Source organism: Promicromonospora sp. NPDC050262, from assembly GCF_040655935.1.
Classification (GTDB): Bacteria; Actinomycetota; Actinomycetes; order Actinomycetales; family Cellulomonadaceae; genus Promicromonospora.
On record NZ_JBFAKX010000016.1, the window covers coordinates 42,040 to 66,925 of the forward strand.

The following is a 24,886-nucleotide window of genomic DNA, read 5'->3' on the forward strand; positions in this document are numbered from 1 at the left end:
TCGGGCCCGTTGACTACGCAGTCAGTCCGTGATCGACCCCGGGCGGGGCACGATCGGGTGCCGGGTCCCGGAGACACGTCGGGGCCCGGTCGTGACACCGTCCGAGCACAGCGAGGGAGCTGGTCCATGGGTGCCGCACAGCGCGTGTCGCAGCGCGTGTCGATGACGGACGTCGCCCGCCGCGCCGGCGTCTCGCAGAAGACGGTCTCGCGCGTGGTCAACGGTGAGCCCCACGTGGCGGACGCGATCCGCGCGCGGGTCCAGGCCGTGATCGAGGAGCTGGGCTTCCGCCCGAACGCGGCGGCCCGCGCCCTGGTCACCCGCCGGAACCAGCGCATCGGCATGGTCACGATGGGCACCGCGCTGTACGGTCCGACGTCGATCCTGGAGGGAGTCGACGCCGCCCTGCGAGGCTCCGGCTACCACCTGAGCGTCGCGCGCACGCAGGGCGGCGGCGTCGCCGACCTGCAGGCCGCGATCGACGAGCTCGTCGCCCAGGACGTCGCCGGCCTCATCCTCTCCGAGCCGATCGACCTGGGGCACCCGGAGCTGCGCCTGCCGGGCGGGCTGCCGGTGCTCACCTTCGACTCGCCGACGACCGCGGCCGATTCCGCCGGGGCGCCCGGCTCCGGCACCGCGGGCTCCGGCGCCGCCGGGCCCGACGAGCTGGTGCTGGGCGCCGACGAGCTGGCCGGGGCCCGCGCCGCCACCGAGCACCTGCTTTCGCTCGGGCACCGCACCGTGCACCACGTCGCGGGCACCGCGGGCTGGTCGGCCACCGCACGCCGGATCGCCGGCTGGCGCGGCGCGCTGGCCGACGCCGGCGTCACCGCGCCGCCGGTGGTGCACGGCGACTGGAGTCCCCGGTCCGGGTACGAGGCGACCACCGAGCTGCTGCGCCGCGCCCGCTCCCACGGCGACACCGGCACCGGCACCGACGCCAGCGCCGACTCCGACTCCGACGCCCGCACCGGCACACCCGTCACGGCGATCTTCGCCGCCAACGACCACATGGCGATCGGCGCCATCCGGGCCGTCGAGCGGGCCGGGCTGCAGGTGCCGCACGACGTCAGCGTCGTGGGCTTCGACGACGCCCCGGAGGCCGAGTATCTGTCCACTCCCCTGACGACCGTGCGCCAGGACTTCGCCGAGGTCACCCGCCTGGCCGTGCACCGCCTGGTGCGCGCCGTCGAGGGCAGGCCGCCCGCGGAGCGGCAGCGGCTGGTCCCCACCCAGCTCGTGGTCCGGGAGAGCACGGCGCCGCCGCCCGAGAGCACTCCACCCCAGAGCACTCCGACCGAGAACCCGCACAGACCCGAGAGGCCGTCATGAGCCCCCTGCACCACCTGACCGACGGCGTCCTGTTCGGCGCCGCGTACTACCCCGAGTACCACCGGCCCGAGGACCGGCTCTCGAACCGGCTGGAGAAGGACCTGGACCTCATGGTCGAGGCCGGGTTCTCGGTGATCCGGGTCGGCGAGTCGGTCTGGTCCACGTGGGAGCCCGAGAACGGGCGCTTCGACCTCGACTGGCTCCAGCCCGTGCTCGACGGCGCGCACGAGCGCGGCATCAGGGTGGTGCTCGGCACGCCCACCTACGCGGTGCCGATGTGGCTGGCGCGGCTCCACCCGGAGATCAACGTCGTCCGCGCGGACGGCCGGGCGATGGGCTGGGGTGCGCGCCAGGAGATCGACTACACGCACCCGGCGTTCCTGTTCCACGCCGAGCGGGTCATCCGCGCCGTCGTCGCGCGGTACGCGGCGCACCCCGCCGTCGTCGGCTTCCAGGTGGACAACGAGCCGGGCAACGAGATCTTCCACAACCGGCAGGTCTTCGAGCGGTTCGTCGACCACCTGCGCGGCAGGTACGGCTCGGTCGAGCGGCTGAACGACGAGTGGGGCCTGACGTACTGGTCGCACCGGCTGTCGTCCTGGGCGGACCTCTGGACGCCGTCCGGCAACGCGCAGCCCCAGTACGCGCTCGCCTGGCGCCGCTTCCAGGCGCAGCTCACCACGGACTTCATCGGCTGGCAGGCCGACGTCGTGCGCGAGTACGCGCGCGAGGACCAGTTCGTCACCACGTGCATCTCGTACGAGCGCCCGGGCGTGCAGGACGACGCGCTCACCCGCGAGCTGGACGTGACCGCCGGCAACCCGTACTACCGCATGCGCGATCACCTCGCACTGCCCCCGAGCGTCGGCGACGACCAGGCCTGGATGACCACGGGGACCTGGTCACTGTATGCCACGGCGGACCGCATGTACGCCTCGAAGCAGGCGCCGTTCCTCGTCACGGAGACCAACGCGCAGGCGATCGGCGGGCCGTGGCTGAACGAGCCCGCCTACGACGGCCAGTGGCGCCAGGCGGCCTGGGCGCTGGTCTCGCGCGGCGCGACCATGATCGAGTACTGGCACTGGCACACGCTCCCCTATGGCACCGAGACATACTGGGGCGGCGTGCTGCCGCACTCGCTGGAGCCGGGACGGGTCTACCGGCAGGTCGGGGAGCTCGGCGCCGAGCTCCGCAAGGCCGGCGCCACGGTGGCGAACCTGACGCCGGACGCCGACGTCGCCCTGGTCTGGTCCAACCCCAGCAAGTGGTCGCTGGCCGAGTTCCCGCAGCTCGGCGGCGGCGCCGGCCCGGACCCGCGCGGCTGGCACCGGATCTTCGACTCCTTCTACCGCGGGGCGTTCGACGCCGGGCTGCAGGCGCGGCTCGTGCACGACGCCCAGCTCACCGACGCCACCCCCGAGGACACCGCACGCGAGCTGCCGGTGCTGGTCGCGGCGGGCGTCACGATCGCCGACGACGCCTGGCTGCAGTGGCTGGAGCGCTACGCCGCGGCGGGCGGTCACCTCGTGCTGGGCATCCGCACCGGGTACGAGGACGAGGAGGCCCGCGCCCGGGCGGAGCGCAAGCCTGCGCACCTGAGCGCCGCGGCCGGCGTCTTCTACGACGAGTTCGCCACGATCGACGCGCCGCTGCCCGTGCACGCGGCGGAAGGATTCGACGTGGCCGACGCCGCCCCGGACGGGGCCCCCGACGATGCCCTTGCCGGCGCGCACGCGACGAGCTGGGTCGACGGGCTGCAGGTCCTGGACGCCGAGGTGCTGGTCGGCTACGAGCACCCGCACTTCGGCCGCTGGCCCGCCGTCACCACCCGGGCGCACGGCGCGGGCCGCGTCACCACGGTCGGCACGGTGCCCGACCCGGCGCTGGCCCGGGCGGTGCTCGCCTGGGTGGCACGGCACAGCGGTCCGGCGGTCCAGGAAGGGCCGGGTGCGAACCCCGAGCCGCGGTGGCGCCCCCAGGCGCCGTCGCAGACCGTGACCGGCGCGCGGAACCCGGCGGGCGAGCGGGTGCGGTTCGTGCACTCGTGGTCCTGGGACCCGAGCGTCTTCGTGCTGCCGGGCGCGGTCCGCGACCTGCTCACCGGCGAGGAGCTGGCCGAGGGCGAGCGGCTCGAGCTCGGCCCGTGGGACGTCCGGGTGCTGCTGGAGGTGTGAGGAAGCGCGGCGTGAGGACGGGCCGGGCGCTAGCCCGGCTCGTGCTCCGTGCTCGCCAGGTCGTCCAGGAACCGCGCGACGATCTCCCGCTCCTTGGGCGTCAGCCGCGCCGCGGCGTCGAACCGCCGGGCGTGGCTGCGCCCCACGGTCTCCCGCGCCGCCCGCCGCGTCTCGACAGACACCTCGATCGCGAGGCTGCGCCGGTCGGACGGGTGAGGGAACCGGTGCACGTGGCCGCCCGCGGCGAGCCGGTCGATCAGCTTGGTGGTCGAGGCCGTGGTGATGCCCAGGTGCTCGGCGATCGCGCCCGGCGTCACGATGCGCCCGTGGTTCTGCATGGCGATGATGAAGCGCAGGGCACGCATGTCGGTCTCGCCGAGCTTCATGTACCGACGCGACGCCTCGCTCATGCGGCGCTCGGTCTCGTGCCACCCGCGCAGGGCCTCCAGGACGCGCACGACCTGGTCGACGTCCCGCTCGTCCATGCCGGCCCGGTGCACGATCTCCTCGTCCGGGTCCATGACTCGGGGGTCCAGCATCGACGGCTGGGACTCGGTATCCGGCACGGGTTCAGGCTCCACGCTCGGATTTTACCCCTGCACATACTGCGTCATACACTTGAATATAGCCTGGCTAGCTAAATCTGGCCGTCCCTGGCATGCCTGTGCCCCGTACCCCCTTCCCGCGCCCGTCGCGGGGAGCGGGCACCCACCCCTCACAGAAGGAGCCGACGACGCCCATGAGGCTCTGGTCGCTCGATCCCGCACTGCTCGACCGCCAGGGGCTCGTCGCCTGCTGGCGCGAGGCGCTCCTGGCGCAGGCCGTACTGCTCGGCCGCACTGCGGGATACACCGCACACCCCCAGCTCGAGCGCTTCTCCGCGCACCCGGACCCGGTCGCCGCCATCTCCAGCTACCTCCACGGGGTGCGGGACGAGGCGACGCGGCGCGGCTACCGGTTCGACGCCGAGCGGATCGCCCAGCCGCTGGACCCGAGCACGCGCGACGCCGGCAGGATCGTCGTGACCACCGGGCAGCTCGACCTCGAGCGGCAGCACCTGCTGCGCAAGGTCGCCGTCCGCTCGCCCGGGTACCGGCCGCGGCTCGCACCGGCCGGCACGCCCGCGCCCCACCCGCTGTTCGTCGCCGTGCCCGGCGACGTGGCGAGCTGGGAGCGGGTCGTCTCGTGAGCACCGCGTCCCGCCCCACCACCCTCACCTCGCGCGTACCGCGCTGGCTCCGGGTGACCCTGCCCGCCGTCCTCATCCTCGTCTGGCTCGTGGGCGCCTCCGTGGGCGGCCCGTACTTCGGCCGGATCGACGAGGTCTCCTCCAACGACCGCACCGCCTACCTGCCCGAGACCGCCGAGGCGACCGAGGTGCAGGAGCGGCTCTCGGGCTTCACCGAGGGCGACGCGATCCCGGCGCTGGTCGTCTTCGTCGCGCCGGACGAGCTCACCGACGACCAGCTCGCCACCATCGGCGACCGCCTGACCGCCGTCGGCGACCTGGACGTGGTGGACGGCGACGTCTCCCCCGCCATCCCCTCGGACGACGGCGTCGCCGCCCAGGCCTTCGTGCCGCTGTCCGGCGACGCGGACGTGGGCGAGGCGACCGCCGAGCTGCGCGAGACCCTCGCCGAGGACCTGCCCGGCGGCGTGGACCTGTACGTCACGGGCCCGGCGGGCTTCTCCAGCGACCTGGTCTCGGCGTTCGCCGGGATCGACGGCCTGCTGCTGGGCGTGGCGCTGGCCGCGGTGCTGGTCATCCTGATCATCGTCTACCGGTCGCTGCTGCTTCCCCTGGCCGTGCTCGCCACCAGCATGTTCGCGCTGTGCATCGCGCTGCTCACGGTCTGGCACCTGGCGAGCTCGGGGGTGCTGCTGCTGAGCGGGCAGACCCAGGGCGTCCTCTTCATCCTCGTGATCGGCGCCGCGACGGACTACGCCCTGCTGTACGTGGCGCGCTTCCGCGAGGAGCTGCTGCACACCCCGGACAAGTGGACGGCGACGCTGCGCGCGCTGCGCGGCTCGTTCGAGCCGATCCTGGCGTCGGGAGGCACCGTCATCGCCGGCCTGCTTTGCCTGCTGTTCAGCGAGCTGCGGTCCAACAGCACGCTGGGACCGGTCGCCGCCGTCGGCATCGCGTTCTCGATGCTCGCCGCGCTCACGCTGCTCCCGGCTCTGCTGCTCGCGTTCGGCCGGGCCGCGTTCTGGCCGCGGCGCCCCGTCTACGACGCCGCCGCGGCGGAGTCCGGCGCCGAGGAGGTCGGGCTGTGGGGACGGGTCTCGCGCGCCATCCGCGCCAGGCCGCGCACCATCTGGATCACGACGGCGGCCATGCTCGCCCTCGGCTGCGTGGGCGTCACCCAGCTCCAGGCCTCGGGCGTGCCGCAGTCGGAGCTGGTCCTCGGGTCGTCCGAGGCCCGCGACGGCCAGGAGCGGCTCGCCGAGCACTTCCCGGCCGGTTCGGGCAGCCCGGTCTACGTCGTCGCGCCGCAGGAGGACCTGCAGCGCGCGGCCGACGTCCTGCTCGCGGACGACGGCATCGAGGACGTCGCGGTCACGGCCGACACCGCGAGCTCGACCGCGCCGGTGACCGAGGACGGCGTCCAGCCCTTCGGACCGCCCGGCTCGCCCGCTCCGGAACCCGTGGTGTCCGACGGCGCGGTGCTGCTCCAGGGCACGCTCGGCGACGCCGCGGACTCGCTCGCCGCCGAGCAGACCGTCCGCGACCTGCGCGCCGCCTACGCCGACGAGCTGCCCGCTGCCCTGGTCGGCGGCGAGTCCGCGACCGACCTGGACACGAACGAGGCGTCGATCCGCGACCGCACGGTGATCGTGCCGATCGTGCTCGTGGTGATCCTGGTCATCCTCATGCTGCTGCTGCGCGCGGTGCTCGCACCCGTGCTGCTCGTCCTGACCACCGTGCTGTCCTTCGGGACCGCCATGGGCGTCTCCGCGCTGGTGTTCGACGACGTGCTGGGCTTCCCGGGTGCCGACCCTGCGGTCCCGCTGTTCGGGTTCGTGTTCCTGGTGGCGCTCGGGATCGACTACAACATCTTCCTGATGACCCGCGTGCGCGAGGAGTCGCTCGTGCACGGCACCCGGGAGGGCGTGCTGCGCGGGCTGCGGCTGACGGGCGGCATCATCACGTCGGCGGGCCTGGTTCTCGCGGCGACCTTCACGGCGCTCGCGGTGATCCCGGTGCTGTTCCTGGTCCAGCTCGCCTTCATCGTGGCGTTCGGCGTGCTGCTCGACACGTTCCTCGTCCGCTCGCTGCTGGTCCCGGCCCTCGCGTACGACATCGGCCGGAAGGTCTGGTGGCCGTCGCGGCTGGCGCGGGGTGGGGAGTAGGCGAGGTCAGGTCGCGATGAGCCCCGCGAGGACCCGCGTCAGGCCGGCGCGGAACCACGCCTCGGCGTCGGCGTCGAACGACTCGGGCACCCGGCCCTCGCTCACGACGTCGAGCCACGGATGGCGGCGTCGTGCCCCGGTGCGCTCGAGACGCCGGGCCTCCGCCGCCCACCAGGCCCGGTAGTCCGTCCCGGAACGCGACGACTCGTCGTGCTCGGCGAGAAGCAGGAGGGCCATGCCCTGGACGTACCCGCTGAGCGCAAGGTACCTCCCCAGGGCCGACGGCGGGTCGGCGCCGAGCCTCTCGAACGCCTCGGTGCCGGCCCGGGCCGCGTCCAGCACCGCGGGCACGAGGGGTGGACGGCTGCTCGCGAGGACGGTGACCAGCCAGGGGGGCTCCCGGTACGCCACCCACTCCTGCTCGGCGAGCCGGACGAGGACGTCTGCCGGGGTCTCCGCGTCCGGGGTTGCCTGCGGATGCGCCTCCGGACGGGCCTGTGTGTGCGCCTCCACGTGTGCCTCGGCGTGCTCTCGTGGCGCCACGGCGCGTCGCGGCGCGAGGGCCCGTTGGACCAGCGCCGCGACCAGCCGGTCCCGGCTCCCGTACGCCCGCCGTGCCTGGGCGAGCGGCACCCCCGCGCGGTGCGCGACGGTGCGGAGCGTGAGGGCGGCGATCCCGGCGACGTCCGCCAGCGCGATGCCGACCGACACCAGGTCGGCGTCCCCGGGGGTGCCTGCTGCGAGACGGGCGGCGGGCACGCCGGATGGAAGGCGCCCCTCGTCCCGACGACGCCGGTAGGCGCGCGACTGGCAGGACCGCGAGCAGTACCTGCGCGGCCGTCCGGTGCCCGCTGCCGGGCCGAGGTCACGACCGCACTCCGCACACGCCACCCCGGGCTCCTTTCGTCGCACATGCCGGTGAGTCGAAACTACTGCGCCTCGCCGCCGGAGGTGCACGAGCCTGGAGCCATGTCGAAGCGGGGAATGTCGAAGCCTGAAATGTCGAAGCCGGGAGTGTCGAAGCCTGGGACGCCGAAGCCCCGTATGACCGTCCGGCCCGCCGTACCCGCGGAGTTCGACGTCGTGCTCGCGGTCTGCGTCGAGGCTTTCGCCGACGAGGCGGTGTCGGCGTGGGTCGAACCGGTCGCCGAGCGACGTCTGGACCGCACCCGGGAGCTCTTCACGACGTCGCTCCGAGCCGCCGTCGACGCCGGTCAGCTCCTCGTGGCTTGCACGCCCGGCGGAGAGCCGGTCGCCGCGTCGATGTGGATCACGCTCGACGACGCGAGGCCGGTCGTCGGGCCGGAGGATCACGCTGACCCCACTGGCCCCGCTGATCCCACTGACCCCGCCGGCCCCGCGGACCTGGCCGGTCCCACCGGACCCAGCGACGACCACTCGGTCTCGCGGCGCCTGGCGGCTGTCGTGGCAGCCACCACCGCGCGACATCCCGGGGCACCGCACGTCTACCTGTCGGCCATGGCCGCGCTCCCCCTACGCCGAGGACTGGGGGCGGGGTCTGCGATGCTGCGTCACGGCCTCGACCAGGCCCGGGAGCTGGGGCTCCCGGTGTACCTGGAGGCGTCGACGCCGCAGAACCAGCGGCTCTACTCCCGCCATGGATTCCAGGAGCACGGCGCGCCCATCCGACTGCCCGAAGCAGGGCCGACCCTTCAGCCGATGTGGCACCCGAACGGGAGGACGGCGCCGTGAGGCGGACTCATGGCGGGAACGAAGAGTTATCCACAGATATTTTTCTGATCGAACGATGCGCACGAGCGTTCGATAGGACGAAGCACCGCCGCGGACCGGACCGGTCCGGTCCTGGTGTTCGAGATCGCGCACGAGGGTGGTGTGAACCATGGCAAGAGAGCAACGCGGGAGCACCTCGCGTGCCCTGGGGGACGTCCTGACCGACCTCGACGAGCTCCTGGACGAGCTGACCGGGAGGCTGGCTCCGGACACCCGCGGCGACCGCCCGACCGTCCGCGAGTCCATGACGACACCGAGCCTGGTGTCGGCGTCCGCCCGCCTCCGCGTGGCCGGCGCACGGATGGATGCCGTGCGCTGGTCGATCCTGCCCCGGATCGAGACCGCCGGGCTGTGGGCCCAGACGGGCGCACGCACCTTCGCCGTCTGGCTGGCCCGCACCGAGGACGTCCGGACGGCGACCGCCCGACGTGACGTCCGCACGGCCAGGGCGCTGCGCGACCACCTGCCCGCCACGCTGTTGTCGGCCCTGACGGGCCGGGTCGGTGTCGACAAGATCCGCGCCCTGGTTGACGTCGCCACCACCAGCACGAACCGAACCGACGCCCTGGCCGCACCGGCAGTCGACGTCGCTACGGTCGACGTGCCCATCGTCCACGTGGCCACGGTCGAAGTGGGGACTGTCGAGCCCGTTGCCGATCCGGCCTGCGATCCAGATGCGCCCGCGCCTGCCGACACGACCGAAGACCCCGTTTCCGGGGTACCGACGACTCCAGGTTCGCCGACGTGGGAGGAGCAGCTCCTGGACTGGTCGACCCGGAACGGGCCTGACCGGTTCCGCGGCCTGGTGCGCTACTTCGCCCGCCACGCTGACCCCGACGCCGACGAGCGCGGCTACACGAAGGCCAGGCAGCGTGAGTACCTCGACGTCGCACCCACGCTGGGCGGCTACCACCTGAGCGGGTTCCTCACCGAGGAGCACGGCCAGACGCTGACCACGGCGATCGGCTCGGTCATGGGCGCTCCGGCCGCGGACGACGACCGCACGCCCGGTCAGCGCCGCGCCCAGGCCCTCGCCGACCTGAGCCGCATCGTGCTCGACGACGGCCGCACCGGCACCGGCGCCTCCGTCCGCCCGCACCTGAGCGTGACCGTGTCCTGGACCGAGCTCCAGGCCCTCGCGGCCAGGAGCGCAGCCCGGGATGCCTCCACACGTCCGGGGGCGGGAGTCCCGAGCACCGCAGCTCCGAACGCGCCAGTCCCGACCGTGCCGGTCGGACCGATCACCCCGAGCGGCGTCCCCCGCATCAAGCGCCCGGCGGTCTTCACCGAGACGAGCGCTCCGGTGCCGGCCTCGCTCCTGCGCCGCATCACCTGCGACAGCGAGGTCACCCGCATCGTGTTCGGAGCCGACTCGCAGATCCTCGATGTCGGCCGGAGCAGACGGACGGTCACCGGGCAGCTGCGCCGGGCGGTCATCGCCCGCGACCAGCACTGCGTCTACGGCCAGTGCGACCAACCGCCCACGCGCTGCGAGGTCCACCACGCCCTGCGCCACTGGGCGCACGGCGGCGAGACCTCCACCACCAACGCCGCCCTGCTCTGCTACCACCACCACGACCTCGTCGACACGCAGAACATCGCCATGCACTACGACGAGGGCTGGCACTTCACGCACCCGAACGGGCACGTCACACACCCCACCCGCACGCACCTCACATGACCAGGCAGCCACCAGGGCACCGTTCACCACGCACTTCGACCGTGCACCAGCGCAGAAGCCGATCAGTTGCCCGCAGGCCCGAACCGTTCGGTCCGGATCCGGGCCGGATCGTGTCCCTGGGCCACGAGCATGCGGGCGACCGCCTCGACGAACCCCGTCGGACCGCACACGTACACCCGGGGCTCCAGCTCGGGCGGCCAGCCCCACGAGGCCAGCTCGGAGGAGGTGAGCCGGCGCGGGCCGCGCAGCGCCGTCAGCGAGACCGCCCGGGTGAAGATCGTGCTCGCCTCGAACCCGTCGCCGCGGGCCACGAGCCCGTCGAGCTCGTCGGTGTACAGCCGGTCCTCCGGCGTACGCACCGAGTAGATCAGGCGGAACGGTGTCCGGTCGCCGGCCTGCCGGCGGGCGCGGGCCATCGACATCACGGGGACCAGGCCCGAGCCGCCTGCCAGGAGCAGGACCGGTGTGCCCGCGTCCCGCGCCGGATCCCAGACGAACCATCCGCCGATGGGCCCGCGCACCTCGATGGCGGCCCCGGGCGGGAAGTCGTCGACCAGGTAGGGCGACACCTCGCCGTCCCGGACGCGCTGGACGGTGACCTCCACACCCCCGCTGCCGGACGGCGTGGGGCCGCTCGCCAGCGAGTAGGACCGCTCGGCGGTGTAGCCGTCGGGCGCGGTGAGGCGCAGGTCGAGGTGCTGTCCGGCCTGGTGACCGGGCCATCGCGGGACGTCGAGCACGAGGGTCTCCGCGGAGGCGCTCTCGGCCCGTCGTTCCAGCAGGGTCGCGACCTGCCAGCCGGACGGGACCGCGTAGCGCCGGCCGAGCCGCGCACCCGCTGCCTCAGTCACCCTGGTACCTCTGCTCACGCCACGGGTCGCCGAGGTCGTGGTAGCCGAGCTTCTCCCAGAAGCCGGGCCGGTCCGTCGGCATGAGCGTGAGCGAGCGCACCCACTTCGCCGACTTCCAGAAGTACAGGTGCGGCACGAGCAGCCGCGCGGGGCCGCCGTGCTCGGGGTGCAGCGGCGCGCCGTCGTAGGTGTGCGCGATCCACGCCTTGCCGCCCAGCAGGTCGGCGACCGGAAGGTTGGTCGTGTAGCCGCCGTAGGAGCCCACCATCGCGAAATCGGCGGTGGACTCGACGTCTGCCAGGAGCACGTCCAGGGACACACCCCGCCAGCGGGTACCGAACTTGGACCAGCGTGTGACGCAGTGGATGTCGACCGTCGGCGTCTCCTGGGGCAGCGCCATCAGCTGCGCCCACGTCCAGGTCTTCGCGGCGCCGGACTCGTCGGTGACGGTGAAGCTCCAGGTCCGGCTGTCGACGTTGGGCGTCGGCCCGGCGGACAGCACCGGGAAGCCCTCCTCCTTGTACTGCCCGGGAGGAAGCGTCACACCCGCGGGCCGCGGACGTCCGCGGAACCCCGGGGTGAGCGTGGCGCCGACGCCGGGGTCGGCGGGAGAACTGACGGGATCCGGGGCTGCGGAGTCTGGGCCACCCGGTACGGGCGGCGTCGCGCTGGTCATGCCCCAAAGATAGTGCGGGACTGGTGGTGCTGAACGGATATGCGATGCGGATGGTGCGGTGCGGATGGTGCGGGTCTCAGACGAGACCCTCGTCGGCCAGTGCCTGCTGGGCAACCTTGAACGCGCGGTTCGCGCTCGGCACGGAGCAGTAGATCGCCGTCTGCAGGAGCACCTCCTTGATCTCGTCGACGCTCAGCCCGTTGCGGACGGCGGCCCGCACGTGCATCGCCAGCTCGTCCCAGTGACTGCCGGCAACAAGCGCGGTCAGCGTGATCATCGAGCGGCTGCGCCGGTCCAGGCCCGGACGGTTCCAGATCTCGCCCCACGCGTATCGCGTGACGAGGTCCTGAAAGTCGGCGGTGAATGCCGTCGTGCCCACGATCGCGCTGTCCACGTGCTCGTCGCCGAGAACCTGCCGCCGGACGGCGGCGCCGTCGTGACGCCGCACGTCGTCCCCGCGCTCGGGCCGCCGACTCAGGGGAACTCTGCTCACGGGAACACTGCTCGAGGGAACACCGCTCGCGGGAAAGCTGCTCGCGGGAACATTGGCCTGGGGAACACTGCTGCCGGACGCGCTGCCACCGGGCGCTTCTTCGCCGGTGTTCGGCACGTCGCTTCCGTTCGACACCTCAGCCGTGTCCGACGAAACGCCGCTGTCCGCGACCTCGCCACTTTTCGGCACCGCACCGCCGTCCGCCACATCGCCACCGTTCCGCGCCTCGCCACCGTTCGGCTGCTCGCTCTTGCCCGGCTGCTCGCTCTTGCCCGGCTGCTCGCTCTTGCCCGGCTGCCCGCTCGTGTCCGGCTGCCCGCTCTTCTTCGGCCGCTCGCTCTTCTTCGGCCGCTCGCTCTTCTTCGGCCGCTCGCTCTTCTTCGGCACGTCGCTGCTGTCGGTCACGCTGCCACCCTTCCCCGGACGAGTTCGCGCACCAGGTCGGCCACGGCCTGCGGCCGCTCCGCCGGCGCGAGGTGTGCTGCTCCGTCCAGCACCTGGAGTCGCGCGCCGGGGACGGCGTCGGCGATCTCCTCGAGCTTCGCGGGCGGCGTCGCCGGATCCGCGCTGCCCGCGATCGCGACGACGGGGACGCCGACCACGCCGAGCCGCCCTCGCAGGTCGTGGGCGCCCACGGCCTCGCACACCGCGGCGTAGCCGAACCGGTCGGCGGTCTGCAGACCGGCGAGCAGGCGGAGGGCCACCTGCGGTTCACGGTCGAGGAATCCGGGTCCGAACCACCGCCGTACCGCGGCCTCCACCTGGGTGGGCGTGCCCGCCCGCCGCACCAGCTCGGCCCGCTCGGCCCAGCCCGACGGCTCGCCGAAGCAGGTCGCCGTGCAGATCAGGGCCGCGCCGAGCACCCGGTCGGGTGCGTCCAGCAGCAACCGCTGGCCGACCGCCCCGCCCACCGAGACACCGGCGTACCAGAAGGGCGCCCCGACATCCCCGCGCCGGGCCTGCGCACGCTCGACGACGCCCAGGACGGCGTCCGCAAGATCAGCGATGCTCAGTCCTTCGAGCTCGTCCGCGGACGGCGTCGGCGCGACACCGTGCCCCGGCAGGTCCCAGCCGATCACGTCGAGCTCGCCAGTCGTGACGCCCGCCGCGGCGCTGCCGGCGCCCGTCAACAGCCCGACGGCGTCGCCCCACAGCGCCGACACCGATGTGCCCAGCGAGGGCCCCAGCACCAGCAGCGGGCGTGCGGCGTCGCGCACCAGGAACTCGACGGCACCCAGCCTGGGTCGCGCGGTCATGCGTCCTGCCCCACCTGTTCGGCGTACTGGTCCAGCACCCGGCCGACGACGGCGGCCGCCGCCTCGACGTCCGGCGCCGGTCCGACGTCGGGCAGGCCGTCGCGCAGGTTGCGGGCCACGGCGTCGATGTCGACCTCCAGCCCCTCCAGCAGTTCCGCCGCCGCGTGCGCCGACGCGATCGCGTGGCGGGCGAGCAGCTGCAGGGCGGGCCACTCGGCGTGCCAGGCGCCGTCGGACCGCTCGTCCACGGCGAGCCCCGCGGCCCCGAGCACCTGCGCGGCCAGGTGCGGCGCGGAGATCGCCGAGCGACGCACGAGCACCGACAGCACGGGGTTGCGCTTGTGCGCCATGGCGGACGACGTCCCGCGTCCCGGCGCAGCCGGCTCACGCAGCTCACCCACACCGGGCCGGACCGCCTGCAGCACGTCGTTCGCGACCTTGCCGAGCGCCGTGCAGGTCTCGGCGAGCGCCGAGGCGATCCGGACGACCGGCGTGCGCGTGGCGTGCCACGGCGCCGGACCGACCGGTAGGCCGAGCTCCGCGCCCCAGGCCTCGACGAGGTCGAACTCGGGACGCGCGGCCCCAACGCCGCCGGCCGGCGTCGGCGCAGTCACCCCCGACCGCCCAGTCCCGGTAGCCCCGGACGGTCCCACCAGCTCGGTCAGCCCGGACAGCTCGCCCGCCGCGCCACCGTAGGCCAGCGGCAGCGCGTCGGACACGGCGGCCAGGAAAGCCCGCGCGGCGAGGACGCCCTGCAACCACCCGGCGAACCGCGCTCCGAGCGTGGTCGGCACCGCCGCCTGGGCGAGGGTGCGCGCGAGGGCGGGCCGCGCGCGGTGCTCGGCCGCGAGGCGGGCAGCCGCCGCGGCCGCTCGGTCGAGGTCGGCCACGGCAGCACGCGCGGCGTCGCGCAGCACGAGGAGCAGCGCCGTGTCGAGCACGTCCTGCGACGTGAGGCCCGCGTGGACCGCGGGCGCCAGCCGTGGCCCCGCCGCCTCCCGCAACGTGGCGACCAGCGGGATCACCGGGTTTCCTCCGGCTACCCCGGCGCGGGCCAGCCGCGTGGCGAGGGCCAGCGCGTCGTCGTCCGCCCCGGCGAGGCGTTCGACGACGCCGTCGATGTCGCCCTCCGTCGCCCGACCCCCGAGGACGACCCGGACCCAGGCCGCCTCGACGCGGAGCATCGCCCGCAGCACCGCCACGTCGTCGGTGACCGCGGCGGGGGACCCCGGGCCGAGGTCGGCGCCGGGGGTCAGCAGGCCGACGTCAGGCATCAGCGCCGCCCTGCAGATCACCGTGCACCCTGCTTCCGTGCGCAGCCGTGTCGTACGTAAGGAACACGGTCTCCTCCTCGCCGTCCGGGCCGCCCTGGAGACGGATGTCGAACCGCAGCGACCCGTCGGGCTCGCGCGATGTGACCAGCGTGGCGCGCCGACCGGGTTCGAGCGAGGCGAGCAGGGGCTCCGCGCCCAACGGGCCGGGGGCGTGCGGTTCGCCGTCGTCCGGTTCGCCGTCGTCCGGTTCGCCGTCGTCCGGGGCACCGGCGTCCGGCAGGTAGGCGCGGGTGTGCAGGCGGTCCTGCAGGCCGCGCGCGAAGACCGTCACCGCGAAGAACGGGGCGCGGCCCGGCTCCGTGGCGCCCGGCGTCACGGTCCGGAACCAGTAACCGCCCTCGCGGTCCGTCTCGGCGCGGCCCCAGCCGGTGAACGTCCCGTCGCGCAGGAGGGAGCCGGACCGGCCGACGACGGCGCCCGCCGGGTCGGCCTGCCAGATCTCGATCAGGGCGTCGGGGACGGGGGCTCCCGCGCCGTCGTACACGGTCCCGTGCAGGCGCACGGCTCCCGGTGTGCCCGCCTCGACCAGCTCGTTGCCGCGCGCGTAGGGCAAGGCGTAGCCGAAGAACGGCCCGACGGTCTGCCCCGGCGTCGGCGGGAGCAGCGCGCCCGGCACGGTCCCGGGCGCCCCCGCGGACGCCGACGCAGCTGTCCGCTCACTCATCGCCGTCCTCCGGCTCGGTCCACGTGCGGTGCGAACCGGACAGCACGATGTCCCACCGGTACCCGGTCGCCCACTCGTGCTGCGACAGGCCGTGGTCGTACGCCGCGACGAGCCGGTCGCGCGCCCGGGGATCCTGGATGGACTGGTAGATCGGGTCGAGGGCGAACAGCGGGTCCCCGGGGAAGTACATCTGCGTGACGACCCGCTGGGTGAGCTCGGTCCCGAACAGGGAGAAGTGGATGTGCGCCGGACGCCATGCGTTGAAGTGGTTCTTCCACGGGTACGGGCCGGGCTTGATGGTCTGGAACCGGTACCAGCCGTCGTCGTCGGTCAGCGCGCGCCCGACACCGGTGAAGTTCGGGTCGATCGGCGCCGGATGCTGGTCACGCTTGTGCACGTACCGCCCGGCGGCGTTGGCCTGCCACACCTCCACGAGCTGACGTCGGACGGGCCGGCCCTGGCCGTCGACCACCCGGCCGCGCACCACGATCCGCTCCCCGATCGGCTCGCCGCCCCGCTGCACCGTCAGGTCGGACTCCAGGGCGCCGATGTCCCGCTCGCCGAAGACGGGCGCGAACAGCTCGATCGTCTCCGGGTCGGCGTGGTGCAGGTCCTTGGTCGGATGCCGCAGGAGCGAGCTGCGGTACGGCGGCCAGTCGCGCCGCGGACCGAGCTCCTGCGGCGCGCCCTGCGCCAGACCCTCCTCGTACGCCCGGTGGGCGGCCTCGATCTCGGCGCTGAGCTGCGCCTGCGTGTCTGCTGCCGAGTCAGGCGCCGGGTCAGGCGCCGGGTCAGGCGCCCCGTCTCGTGCCACTCCAGATGCCGAGTCAGGTGCCGGGTCGGTTGCTGGGTCGGGCGCTGGTTCCGTCATCTCGTCTCCCTCTCGACGTCGTCGTCGGTCGCCGTGCTCCATGCCGTGACGTGCGCCTCGCTCCGTGCCGTCGCGCACCCGCTGGTCTGCCGCGCTCACAACGCCCCCTCGCCGAGCACAGGGCCCCATCCGGTGTACCCCTCCGCCAGGAAGCGCCGGCCGGACTCCGAGGCGGTGAGCGTGCGCAGCTCGGCCAGGCGTCGTCGGGCGGCGAAGCCCGTCTCGCCCGGGTGGGAGTGCATCATGCCGCTCATCCACGCGGAGAAGTGCTGCGCGCGCCACACCCGTTCGGCGACGCGGCGGCCGTACTCGTCGAGCACCGCGTCGTCCCGGCGTCCGCCGCGACCTCCCGGAGCTCCAGGTCCGCCCGAGCCCGCCCCGCCCGTGCCCGCGAGCCAGGTCTCCAGGACGTCGTGCAGCACGACGACGTCCGCGAGCGCCAGGTTGAGGCCCTTGGCTCCCGTGGGCGGGACGGTGTGGGCGGCGTCGCCGGCCAGGAGCATGCGGCCGTGCCGCACGGGTTCGACGACGGACGAGCGGAAGCGCAGCACCGACCGCTCCTCGACGGGGCCCTCGACGAGGCGGAAGCCGTCGGGCCCGGCGACGCGGCGCTGCAGCTCGGCCCAGATCTGGTCGTCGCTCCAGCCGGCGGGGTCCTCGTCGGGGTCGCACTGGAAGTAGAGGCGCTGGTAGGTGTCGGTGCGCTGGCTGATCAGGGCGAACCCGTGCTCGGACGCCGTGTAGACGAGCTCGGGCGCGCTGCGCGGCGTCTCGACGATCACGCCGAACCACGCGTAGGGGTACTCGTGGACGTACGTGCGCCGCTGCGCCTCGGGCAGGGTGTGCCGCAGGGTCGAGTGGGAGCCGTCGGCGCCGACCAGCACGTCGCAGCGCAGCTCGTGGGTCGCGCCGTCCGGGTCGGTCCAGAGCACGCCGGGCCGGTCGGTGTCGCCGTCGAGCACGTGCGTGACGGTCGCGCCCCACCGGACCTGGGCGCCGTCGCGGCCGACGCCGTCCGCGCCGTCGGCCGCCCGCCGGGTCGCGAGGTCGACGAAGACGTCGGTCTGCGGGTAGAGCCACACGCTGCGGCCGGTGAGGCCCGTCAGGTCGATGCGGTGGTCGGCGCCGTCGAACCGCAGCACGATGCCGTCGTGCCGGGACCCGTCGCGCAGCACCCGGTCCAGGCCGGCGTCCACCAGGACCTGCACCGCGCCCGCCTCCAGGATCCCGGCACGGTGCGTGTGCTCGATCTCCTCGCGGGAGCGCGCCTCCAGCACCACGTGGTCGACGCCGGACCGGTGCAGCAGGTGCGAGAGCAGCAGCCCGGCGGGTCCGCCGCCCACGATGCCGACGACGGTGCGCTCCGGTGCTGGTGCGGGCAAGAGGTCCTCCCGAGGTTCGACGGTTCAGATGCGGAAGTTCAGAGGCTCAGCAGGCCCGCCCTAGCGGATCCGGGCCAGGTCGGCCTCGATCGCGACAGCCGCTTTGAGCAGCGGGGGCAGCGCGTGCCGCAGGATCTCCTCGATCTCGCCGCGTCGGACCGGCGCCGAGACGTTGACGGCCGCGACCACCCGGCCCGTCCCGTCGCGCAGCGGCGCCGCGACCGACCGCAGGCCGTCCTCCAGCTCCTGGTCCACGAGCACCCAGCCCTGCTCGCGCACCTCGGCGAGCGCGGCCCGCAGGTCCTGGGGGTCGGTGATCGTGCGCGGGGTCAGCGCCGCGAGCGTGCCCGACGGCGCGGCCTGGGCCAGGTAGGCGTCGAGCGCGGCGGGCTCCGCGTGGGCCAGGATCGCCCGGCCCATCGACGTCGCGTAGGCCGGGAACCGCGTACCCACCCGGATCGTCGCGCTCATGATGCGCCGCGTGGCGACGCGGGCGACGTAGACGATGTCCGCACCGTCGAGCACCGCCACGGAGGAGGACTCGCTCACCCGCTCGGACAGCTTCTCGAGGTGCGGCGTCGCGATGTCCGGCAGGGTGAGACTCGACAGGTACGCGTAGCCGAGCTCGAGCAGGGCGGGCCGCAGCGTGAACTCGCGACCGTCGGTCGCCACGTACCCGAGCTCGACGAGCGTGTGCAGGAACCTCCGCGCCGACGCGCGGCTGAGCCCCGTCTCGCGCGCGACGTCGCTCAGGGTGAGGGACCGCCGGTCGCCGTCGAACGCCCGGATCACCGCGAGGCCGCGCCCGAGGGACTGCACGAACTCGGGCGAGCGGCCGGGTTCAGTCTCGGCTTCGATCCCGGCTTCGATCCCGGCGTCGTCCACGGCATCGCCCGCGCCGCCGTCCGGACCAGGCTCGGGCAGGTCAGGCATCCGCTCCCCCGACCGCATGGGTGAGCCGCGCCGCCGCGAGGCCGCGCGCGCCCCTCTCGGCCTGCTGCACCAGCTCGGACACGTGCGTGCGCAGGCGGGCGACCGGCTCGTCCATGAGGTTCTCCCTTGAACGTGGTACTGAACGTGGTGCTGAACGTGATGCTCGCGCAGGCGTTCGGTATCCGAACGATTGTGCCCACAAAGAACATAGCGACCCCGGCGGTGCGCGGTCAACGCCGTCCGCCCGCATAAGCAATCACCCTCATTGCCCGGTCCGGCCGGCGGCAATACCATCCGTCTGCCCGGCTTTTCACCCGCTCCGCACGACCCCGAAGCGCAGGACTCACGAGAGGCCCGTCATGGAACGCACGGACCGTCCGACCTCCCCCGCACCCCGGCCCCCGTCACAGCCCAAGTCACAGCCGACGCCCCGGCGCACGCTCCCGAAGGCACGTCGCACCGTCGCGGCCGCCGCCGTCACGCTGCTCGCGCTCGTCGCCCCGGCCACGGCCGCGCAGGCCGACCCGCCGCCGAACCTCCCGCAGAACGCCGGCGGGTACGAGCAGTCCTTCTCCCCCGCCTACGACTACGACACCGACGGCTGCTATGCGACGTCCGCGATCGGCCCCGACGGGACGCTGGCGACCGGCCTCGCGATCGGCGGCGCCGTCAACGGGAGCTGTCGCGACCAGTGGGACCTGGACGCGTCGCAGACCTACTCGCGCGACAGGTGCAACAACGGCTGGTGCGCCGTCATGTACGCGAGCTACTTCGAGAAGGACCAGACCATGGACGGCCCGGTGGCCATCGGCAGCCACCGGCACGACTGGGAGCACGTCGTGGTATGGGTCGATCAGTCGACCAACCAGGTGGAGCACGTCTCGATCACCGAGCACAGCGGTTCGGCGACCTACCCCCGCTCACAGGTCCGGTTCGAGGGTTCGCACCCCAAGATCGTCTACCACAAGGACGGGCCGAGCACGCACCTGTTCCGCCTGGCCAACGGCAACGACGACCCGCCGGAGAACCACTACGGCACCTGGCGGTACCCGCCGATCGTCGGCTGGAACGGCTGGCCGAGCACGTCGCTGCGCGACCGCCTGATGACCGCCGACTTCGGCGGTGCGAGCATCAAGATCGACGACGGCGACTTCACCTACTGGCTGGAGCGCATGAAGCCGGCCGGCATCCCGTTCGACCCCTCGGCCTAGACGCGGCCTAGGCGCGGACCGGTTCCGGCCTAGACACGGACCGGTCTCGGCGCCGGGCCGACCCAGAAGGTGTCGGCCCGGCAGCCGACGTCGGCGACGAACAGCCGCTCCAGCCCCGTGAGGTCGCCGAGCCGCGCCGCCGCGACGAACGCGTCCAGCAGCGCGCGCTGCTTGCTCGCGAGCACCGTGCTGCGCCGCCCGGACACGATGTGCTTGCGCGCCCGGCTCACGAGCTGGCGCGCCGCCGCCTGCGAGAGCTGGACGATCTCGGCGATGTCCGCGTACGCATAGTCGAACGCCTCGCGGAGCACGTACGCGGCGCGCTCGGTCGGCGTGAGGCGTTCGAGCAGGACCAGCACCGCGACGTCCAGGGCCTCCGCCTGCTCCGCGCCGAGCGCCGGGTCGTCGCTCGTGTCCACCGGTTCGGGCAGCCACGGCCCGACATACGTCTCGCGCCGTGACCGTGCGCTCTGCAGCACGTTGACGGCGAGCCGCGTGGTGGTCGTCGTCAGGAAGGCGTGCGGGTTCCGGACGACGGTCCGGTCGGTGGTGTGCCAACGGATCCAGGTGTCCTGCAGCACGTCCTCCGCCTCGGCGGCCGACCCGAGCATGCGGTACACGATGCGGAAGAGCTGCGGCCGGACCTCCGTGAAGACGGCGGCCGCGACGTCGAGCCCCGGCGCTGAACTTCCCGGCTCTGAACTACCCGGCTCTGAACTTCCCGGCTCTGCGGCGCCTGATGCGGTCATGAACTCACCTCGGGGACGGACGGCCGTCACAGCCGGCGCCCCCGACCGGTCGTACGTGTGAGGCCGATAAAAGCACGGCCCGGATCCCCTGTCCTGCGCTGCCCGAGCCGCCACCCGGCTCAGCAGACCCATCGAGATGCATCCACAGGCTCGGTAGCAGGCACGATGAAGCGAGCAAGGAGAAAACATGAGCGAGCACGTGCTCGAACCGGCGGCCCAGGCGTTCGCCGACGCGACCGCAAAGCCCCCGTTGCTCTACGAGCTGGGCGTCGAGGGAGCCCGCAAGCTGCTCGACGACGTCCAGGCGGCGCCGATCGAGAAGCCGGACGTCGACGAGAAGTGGATCACCGTCCCGGCCGACGTCGGCGACGTGCAGGTGCGCATCGTCAAGCCCGTCGGCGCCGGCTCGACCAGCCCGTCCGGCCGGCCGGACCTGCTGCCCACCCCGCTGCCGACCATCCTCTACGTGCACGGCGGCGGGTGGATCCTCGGCAACGCGGGCACCCACGACCGGCTCGTGCGCGAGCTGGCCGTCGGTGTGGGCGCCGCCGTGGTCTTCGTGGAGTACACCCGATCGCCGGAGGCGCAGTACCCCGTGGCGATCGAGCAGGCGTACGCCACCGCGCAGTGGATCACCCGGCACGGCGCCGCCGAAGGGCTGGACGCCGCGCGGCTGGCCGTCGTCGGCGACTCGGTGGGCGGGAACATGACCGCCGCCCTGGCGATCCTGGCCAAGCAGCGCGGGGACGTGACCTTCGTGCACCAGTCGATGTACTACCCGGTGACCGACGCCGGGCAGGACACCGGCAGCTACCGCGAGTTCGCCGACGGCCCGCACCTGACGGCCAAGGCGATGGCGTGGTTCTGGGACGCCTACCTGCCCGACCTGGAGCGGCGCGACGAGATCACCGCGTCCCCGCTGCGGGCCACCGCCGAAGACCTCGCCGGGCTGCCCGAGGCGTTCCTGGTCGTGGACGAGAACGACGTGCTGCGGGACGAGGGCGAGGCGTACGCGCGCCACCTGATCGCCGCCGGCGTCCCGACGACGACCGTCCGCTACAACGGCACGATCCACGACTTCCTGATGCTGAACCCGCTGCGCGGCACGGCCGCGACGACCGCCGCCCTGGAGCAGGCCGTCCACGTGCTGCGCAAGGCGCTCAAGACCGAACTGACGAACACAGCAGTACCGAACACAGCAGGATCCACCAAGGGAGAGCAGTCATGACCACCCCCACCGTCGTCCTCGTCCACGGGGCGTTCGCCGAGTCGTCGAGCTGGAACGCCGTCGTCGGACACCTGCAGCAGCAGCTGATCCCGGTGGTCGCCGTCGGCAACCCGCTGCGGTCCGTCGCGGGTGACGCCCAGTACGTGCGCGACGTCGTCGCGTCCATCCCCGGCCCGGTGGTGCTGGCCGGCCACTCCTACGGCGGCATGGTCATCACGGAGGCCGCCGCCGGCAACCCGAAGGTCGTGGGCCTCGTCTACGTCGCGGCCTTCACGCCGGACACCGGGGAGAACGCGTTCGACCTGTCCGCCAAGTTCCCCGGCAGCACCCTCGGCGCGGCGCTCAAGGCCTACCCGGTCTCCACGGGCGGCAACGAGCTCGCGATCCGCCCGGAGGTGTTCGGCGAGCAGTTCGCCGCCGACGTCGACGAAGACCTCACGGCCCTCATGGCCGCCACCCAGCGGCCGGTCACCGAGGCCGCGCTGACCGACCACCTGCCGGCGGCCGAGCCGGCCTGGCGCACCATCCCGTCGTGGGTCGTGTACGGCGAGGCCGACCGCAACATCCCGGCCGAGCTGGTCCGGTTCATGGCCGAGCGCGCCGGCGCCCGCGCGGTGACCGGGGTGCCTGGGGCGTCGCACGCGATCAGCGTGTCGCACCCGGTCACGGTGGCCGAGACGATCGCGGCCGCGGTCCAGGCCACCTCGGACTGAACGCGCGACACCGAGCGCGAACGCTGAGCTCGGACGCTGAGCTCGGACGCTGAGCTCGGACGCTGAGCTCACGCACTGAGCTCACGCACTGAGCTCGAACATGACGCCGGCCGGGAGCCCGCCAGCATCCCGGCCGGCGTCGTTCGTGCGCCGACGGCTCTCGCCGCGAGCGCCTCAGAGGGAGCCCACGACCGAGAGGAGCTGGAGCCGGTCGTAGCTCTCGGTGCCGGGCACCGCGGTGAAGACCGTCAGGGCCTGGTTCTGGTCCGGGTCGAGCAGGGTCTGCCCGTGCAGCTCCACGAGGCCCACCTCGGGGTGGTTCAGGCGCTTGGGCTCGCAGTAGGGCCCGACGACGGGGTGCTCGTCCCACAGCCGCGCGAACTCCGGGCTGTCGCCGCGCAGCCGGGCGGCGAGCTCGCCCGCCGGGGACCGCGGACCGGTCTGCGCCTGCAGGGCCGCGAGCCGGGCCGTGAGCGTGCGCCCGTGGTGCTCGTGGTCCTCCTCGGGGACCCGGTCCCGCGCCTGAGGGTCGGTGAACCACCGGTAGGCGCGCACGCGCTCCGGCCCGGTGTACGACGTCTCGTCGCCCAGGAGCGCCACCGCGAGCCGGGTCTGCCGGAGGGTCTCGCCCAGCACGTTCTCGACCTGGGCGGGCGCGTCGGTCAGACCGTCGAGGATCCGCATCATGCCGACGTTGATGTGGTCCCCGCGCTGGACCCGGCGCGGCAGGGCGTGGCCCGCGAGCTCGACGAGGCGGTCCCGCTCCTCCAGGCTCAGGTGCATGCCGTGCGCGATCGCCGCGAGCACCTGCTCCGACGGCACCGGTCCGCGCTGCTGCTCGATGCGGCTGTAGTAGTCGGCGGAGACGCCGCTCAGCGCCGCCACCTCCTCCCGCCGGAGCCCGCTCGTGCGCCGGCGCGGACCGCGCGGCAGGCCCACGTCCTCCGGCTGGAGTGCCTCCCGGCGCGTCCTCAGGAAGTCGGCCAGCTGCTGGCGGTCCATCACCGTCGCCTCACTCTCGTCGTGCGGAATCAAGCAGGGAACCGGACGCCCGTCAGGTCCTCCGAGACGTCCCAGAGCCGGCTCGCGGCCGCCTCGTCGGTCGCGGCGTCGTAGACGCGCTGCGGTGCCGAGCTGCCCGTGAAGTGGCCAACGCCGTCGGGCCCGTAGAACGTCCCGCCGCCGGCCGTGACGTCCGTGACTGCCTGCAGCGCGGGCAGGATGCCCATCTCGACCGGCTGCACGAACACCCCGAGGGCGAGCAGGCGTCGCATGACGGCGTCCATCCGCGGCGGCTCGCCGGTACCCGAGCCGGTGCCCATCGCGGGGCCGGCCGCGTACAGGCCCGTGTAGGTGGTGCCGGGGTGGGCCGCGTTGCTCACGATGCCCCAGCCGTGCGCCCGGCTGCGCCGGTCGAGCTCCAGGGCGAACATGAGCTGGGCGAGCTTGGAGAAGTTGTAGGCCCGCACCGGCGAGTAGTCGCGCTCGCTGTTGAGGTCGGTCCAGTCGATCTTGCCGAACCGCGCCGCGGCGCTCGACATCGTGGTCACCCGCGCACGGGCCGGGCGGCCGTCGGCTGTGCGGGCGTCGCTCGCACGCAGCAGCGGCAGCAGCCGTCCGACCAGCGCCATGTGTCCCAGGTGGTTGGTGCCGAGCTGGAGCTCGAACCCGTCGGCGGTCGTGTGCCGGCCGGGCGGCGTCATCACCCCGGCGTTCGCCACCAGCAGGTCGATCGGGCGGCCCTCCGCCAGGAGGTCGTCGGCCAGTGCCGCCACGGAGTCCAGCGAGGCGAGGTCGAGCGGGCGGGTTCCGACGACGGCGTCCGGCACCGCCGCGCGAAGCCGCTCGACGGCCGCCTGGCCCTTGGCCGGGTTCCGCACCGGCAGCACGAGCTCGGCCCCGGCCCGCGCGAACCGCTCGGCGAGCCCCAGCCCGATCCCGTCGCTCGCGCCGGTCACGACGGCGCGCCGGCCGGTGAGGTCCGGCACGACGACGTCGGTGTACCTCCGGGGACGGTGCTTCACGGGCTTGCTGGTCACCAGGCCGCCGGCCACGGGGCTGCTGGTCACGGAGTTCTTGCTCACGACGATCTTCCTCACGACGGGTTCTCCACCGGTCGGCCGACCGGTCCCGACCAGAGTGCGCGCGGCCCGGGGCCGGATCCAGGTTCGAGTTGTCCGTGGCTAGAGGCCTGTGACCAGCGCCACGTCACGTCCGGGCCCGCTGTGTTGT

The 24,886-nt window shown here is 73.6% G+C and carries 24 protein-coding genes; 9 read left to right on the forward strand and 15 right to left on the reverse strand.

Annotated features, from left to right (window positions below; all coding sequences use genetic code 11):
* The first annotated feature begins 126 nt into the window (after positions 1 to 126).
* Together AB0I29_RS21385 and AB0I29_RS21390 are read left to right on the forward strand one after the other, a co-directional pair.
* A complete protein-coding gene (locus AB0I29_RS21385) occupies positions 127 to 1,332 on the forward strand; it encodes a LacI family DNA-binding transcriptional regulator (protein WP_357485513.1) in 1,206 nt (401 codons plus the stop codon).
* Positions 1,329 to 3,506, forward strand: coding sequence for a beta-galactosidase (locus AB0I29_RS21390; RefSeq protein ID WP_357485515.1), 2,178 nt, complete (start codon positions 1,329 to 1,331; stop codon positions 3,504 to 3,506). The genes AB0I29_RS21385 and AB0I29_RS21390 overlap by 4 nt, the downstream gene beginning before the upstream one ends.
* 29 nt (positions 3,507 to 3,535) lie before the next feature.
* Here the strand turns inward: AB0I29_RS21390 and AB0I29_RS21395 are convergent, their stop codons facing one another.
* Positions 3,536 to 4,087, reverse strand: coding sequence for a MarR family transcriptional regulator (locus tag AB0I29_RS21395; protein WP_285106234.1), 552 nt, complete (start codon positions 4,085 to 4,087; stop codon positions 3,536 to 3,538).
* Between the two features lie 158 nt (positions 4,088 to 4,245).
* On the opposite strand from AB0I29_RS21395, the gene AB0I29_RS21400 reads away from it, so the two are divergent.
* Complete coding sequence (locus AB0I29_RS21400) at positions 4,246 to 4,695, forward strand: pyrimidine dimer DNA glycosylase/endonuclease V (RefSeq protein WP_357485519.1); 450 nt, start codon at positions 4,246 to 4,248, stop codon at positions 4,693 to 4,695.
* Positions 4,692 to 6,860 carry an MMPL family transporter gene (locus AB0I29_RS21405; protein WP_357485522.1) on the forward strand — a complete coding sequence of 723 codons (2,169 nt, stop codon included), beginning with the start codon at positions 4,692 to 4,694 and terminating at the stop codon, positions 6,858 to 6,860. The genes AB0I29_RS21400 and AB0I29_RS21405 overlap by 4 nt, the downstream gene beginning before the upstream one ends.
* A gap of 6 nt (positions 6,861 to 6,866) precedes the next feature.
* On the opposite strand, the gene AB0I29_RS21410 is transcribed toward AB0I29_RS21405, so the two are convergent.
* Positions 6,867 to 7,619 carry a hypothetical protein gene (locus AB0I29_RS21410; protein WP_357485524.1) on the reverse strand — a complete coding sequence of 251 codons (753 nt, stop codon included), beginning with the start codon at positions 7,617 to 7,619 and terminating at the stop codon, positions 6,867 to 6,869.
* 285 nt (positions 7,620 to 7,904) lie between these two features.
* Between AB0I29_RS21410 and AB0I29_RS21415 the strand changes: the two genes are divergently transcribed.
* Together AB0I29_RS21415 and AB0I29_RS21420 are read left to right on the forward strand one after the other, a co-directional pair.
* Entirely contained in the window at positions 7,905 to 8,573 is a 669-nt protein-coding gene (locus tag AB0I29_RS21415) for a GNAT family N-acetyltransferase (protein WP_357485526.1), read from the forward strand.
* 148 nt (positions 8,574 to 8,721) lie between these two features.
* Positions 8,722 to 10,293: a DUF222 domain-containing protein gene (locus tag AB0I29_RS21420; RefSeq protein WP_357485529.1), complete on the forward strand. Its 1,572-nt coding sequence runs from the start codon at positions 8,722 to 8,724 to the stop codon at positions 10,291 to 10,293.
* A gap of 62 nt (positions 10,294 to 10,355) precedes the next feature.
* Here the strand turns inward: AB0I29_RS21420 and AB0I29_RS21425 are convergent, their stop codons facing one another.
* The 10 genes from AB0I29_RS21425 to AB0I29_RS21470 form a co-directional block, all read right to left on the reverse strand.
* Positions 10,356 to 11,144 (reverse strand): ferredoxin reductase, encoded by a 789-nt coding sequence (locus tag AB0I29_RS21425; RefSeq protein ID WP_357485531.1) that lies wholly within the window; start codon positions 11,142 to 11,144, stop codon positions 10,356 to 10,358.
* A complete protein-coding gene (locus AB0I29_RS21430; RefSeq protein WP_357485534.1) occupies positions 11,137 to 11,820 on the reverse strand; it encodes a sulfite oxidase-like oxidoreductase in 684 nt (227 codons plus the stop codon). Before AB0I29_RS21430 ends, AB0I29_RS21425 begins: the two co-directional genes overlap by 8 nt.
* A gap of 76 nt (positions 11,821 to 11,896) precedes the next feature.
* Positions 11,897 to 12,298 (reverse strand): 4-carboxymuconolactone decarboxylase, encoded by a 402-nt coding sequence (pcaC, locus tag AB0I29_RS21435; RefSeq protein WP_357485718.1) that lies wholly within the window; start codon positions 12,296 to 12,298, stop codon positions 11,897 to 11,899.
* Positions 12,299 to 12,714: 416 nt separating this feature from the next.
* Positions 12,715 to 13,569, reverse strand: coding sequence for an alpha/beta fold hydrolase (locus tag AB0I29_RS21440; RefSeq protein ID WP_357485537.1), 855 nt, complete (start codon positions 13,567 to 13,569; stop codon positions 12,715 to 12,717).
* Positions 13,566 to 14,843, reverse strand: coding sequence for a lyase family protein (locus AB0I29_RS21445; RefSeq protein ID WP_357485539.1), 1,278 nt, complete (start codon positions 14,841 to 14,843; stop codon positions 13,566 to 13,568). The genes AB0I29_RS21440 and AB0I29_RS21445 overlap by 4 nt, the downstream gene beginning before the upstream one ends.
* Positions 14,836 to 15,567 (reverse strand): protocatechuate 3,4-dioxygenase subunit alpha, encoded by a 732-nt coding sequence (gene pcaG / locus AB0I29_RS21450; protein ID WP_357485541.1) that lies wholly within the window; start codon positions 15,565 to 15,567, stop codon positions 14,836 to 14,838. Before pcaG ends, AB0I29_RS21445 begins: the two co-directional genes overlap by 8 nt.
* Entirely contained in the window at positions 15,560 to 16,381 is an 822-nt protein-coding gene (gene pcaH, locus AB0I29_RS21455) for a protocatechuate 3,4-dioxygenase subunit beta (protein WP_357485544.1), read from the reverse strand. Before pcaH ends, pcaG begins: the two co-directional genes overlap by 8 nt.
* A 152-nt stretch (positions 16,382 to 16,533) precedes the next feature.
* On the reverse strand, positions 16,534 to 17,820 hold the full coding sequence (locus AB0I29_RS21460) for a 4-hydroxybenzoate 3-monooxygenase (RefSeq protein WP_357485546.1): 1,287 nt from the start codon (positions 17,818 to 17,820) through the stop codon (positions 16,534 to 16,536).
* 60 nt (positions 17,821 to 17,880) lie between these two features.
* On the reverse strand, positions 17,881 to 18,639 hold the full coding sequence (locus AB0I29_RS21465; protein WP_357485721.1) for an IclR family transcriptional regulator C-terminal domain-containing protein: 759 nt from the start codon (positions 18,637 to 18,639) through the stop codon (positions 17,881 to 17,883).
* Between the two features lie 106 nt (positions 18,640 to 18,745).
* Positions 18,746 to 18,868, reverse strand: a complete 123-nt coding sequence (locus AB0I29_RS21470; protein ID WP_357485549.1) for a hypothetical protein — start codon at positions 18,866 to 18,868, stop codon at positions 18,746 to 18,748.
* A 244-nt stretch (positions 18,869 to 19,112) separates the two neighbouring features.
* Here AB0I29_RS21470 and AB0I29_RS21475 point away from each other — a divergent pair, with 244 nt between their 5' ends.
* Positions 19,113 to 19,964 (forward strand): NPP1 family protein, encoded by an 852-nt coding sequence (locus AB0I29_RS21475; protein WP_357485551.1) that lies wholly within the window; start codon positions 19,113 to 19,115, stop codon positions 19,962 to 19,964.
* A 29-nt stretch (positions 19,965 to 19,993) separates the two neighbouring features.
* On the opposite strand, the gene AB0I29_RS21480 is transcribed toward AB0I29_RS21475, so the two are convergent.
* Positions 19,994 to 20,713: a sigma-70 family RNA polymerase sigma factor gene (locus AB0I29_RS21480; protein ID WP_357485554.1), complete on the reverse strand. Its 720-nt coding sequence runs from the start codon at positions 20,711 to 20,713 to the stop codon at positions 19,994 to 19,996.
* A 187-nt stretch (positions 20,714 to 20,900) separates the two neighbouring features.
* Between AB0I29_RS21480 and AB0I29_RS21485 the strand changes: the two genes are divergently transcribed.
* Both AB0I29_RS21485 and AB0I29_RS21490 read left to right on the forward strand, forming a co-directional pair.
* Positions 20,901 to 21,941, forward strand: coding sequence for an alpha/beta hydrolase (locus AB0I29_RS21485; RefSeq protein WP_357485556.1), 1,041 nt, complete (start codon positions 20,901 to 20,903; stop codon positions 21,939 to 21,941).
* Complete coding sequence (locus tag AB0I29_RS21490) at positions 21,938 to 22,654, forward strand: alpha/beta hydrolase (protein WP_285106261.1); 717 nt, start codon at positions 21,938 to 21,940, stop codon at positions 22,652 to 22,654. The genes AB0I29_RS21485 and AB0I29_RS21490 overlap by 4 nt, the downstream gene beginning before the upstream one ends.
* Before the next feature lie 174 nt (positions 22,655 to 22,828).
* On the opposite strand, the gene AB0I29_RS21495 is transcribed toward AB0I29_RS21490, so the two are convergent.
* Together AB0I29_RS21495 and AB0I29_RS21500 are read right to left on the reverse strand one after the other, a co-directional pair.
* Positions 22,829 to 23,656: a helix-turn-helix transcriptional regulator gene (locus tag AB0I29_RS21495; protein WP_357485559.1), complete on the reverse strand. Its 828-nt coding sequence runs from the start codon at positions 23,654 to 23,656 to the stop codon at positions 22,829 to 22,831.
* A gap of 29 nt (positions 23,657 to 23,685) precedes the next feature.
* Complete coding sequence (locus AB0I29_RS21500; protein WP_357485562.1) at positions 23,686 to 24,738, reverse strand: SDR family oxidoreductase; 1,053 nt, start codon at positions 24,736 to 24,738, stop codon at positions 23,686 to 23,688.
* Between the last annotated feature and the right edge of the window lie 148 nt (positions 24,739 to 24,886).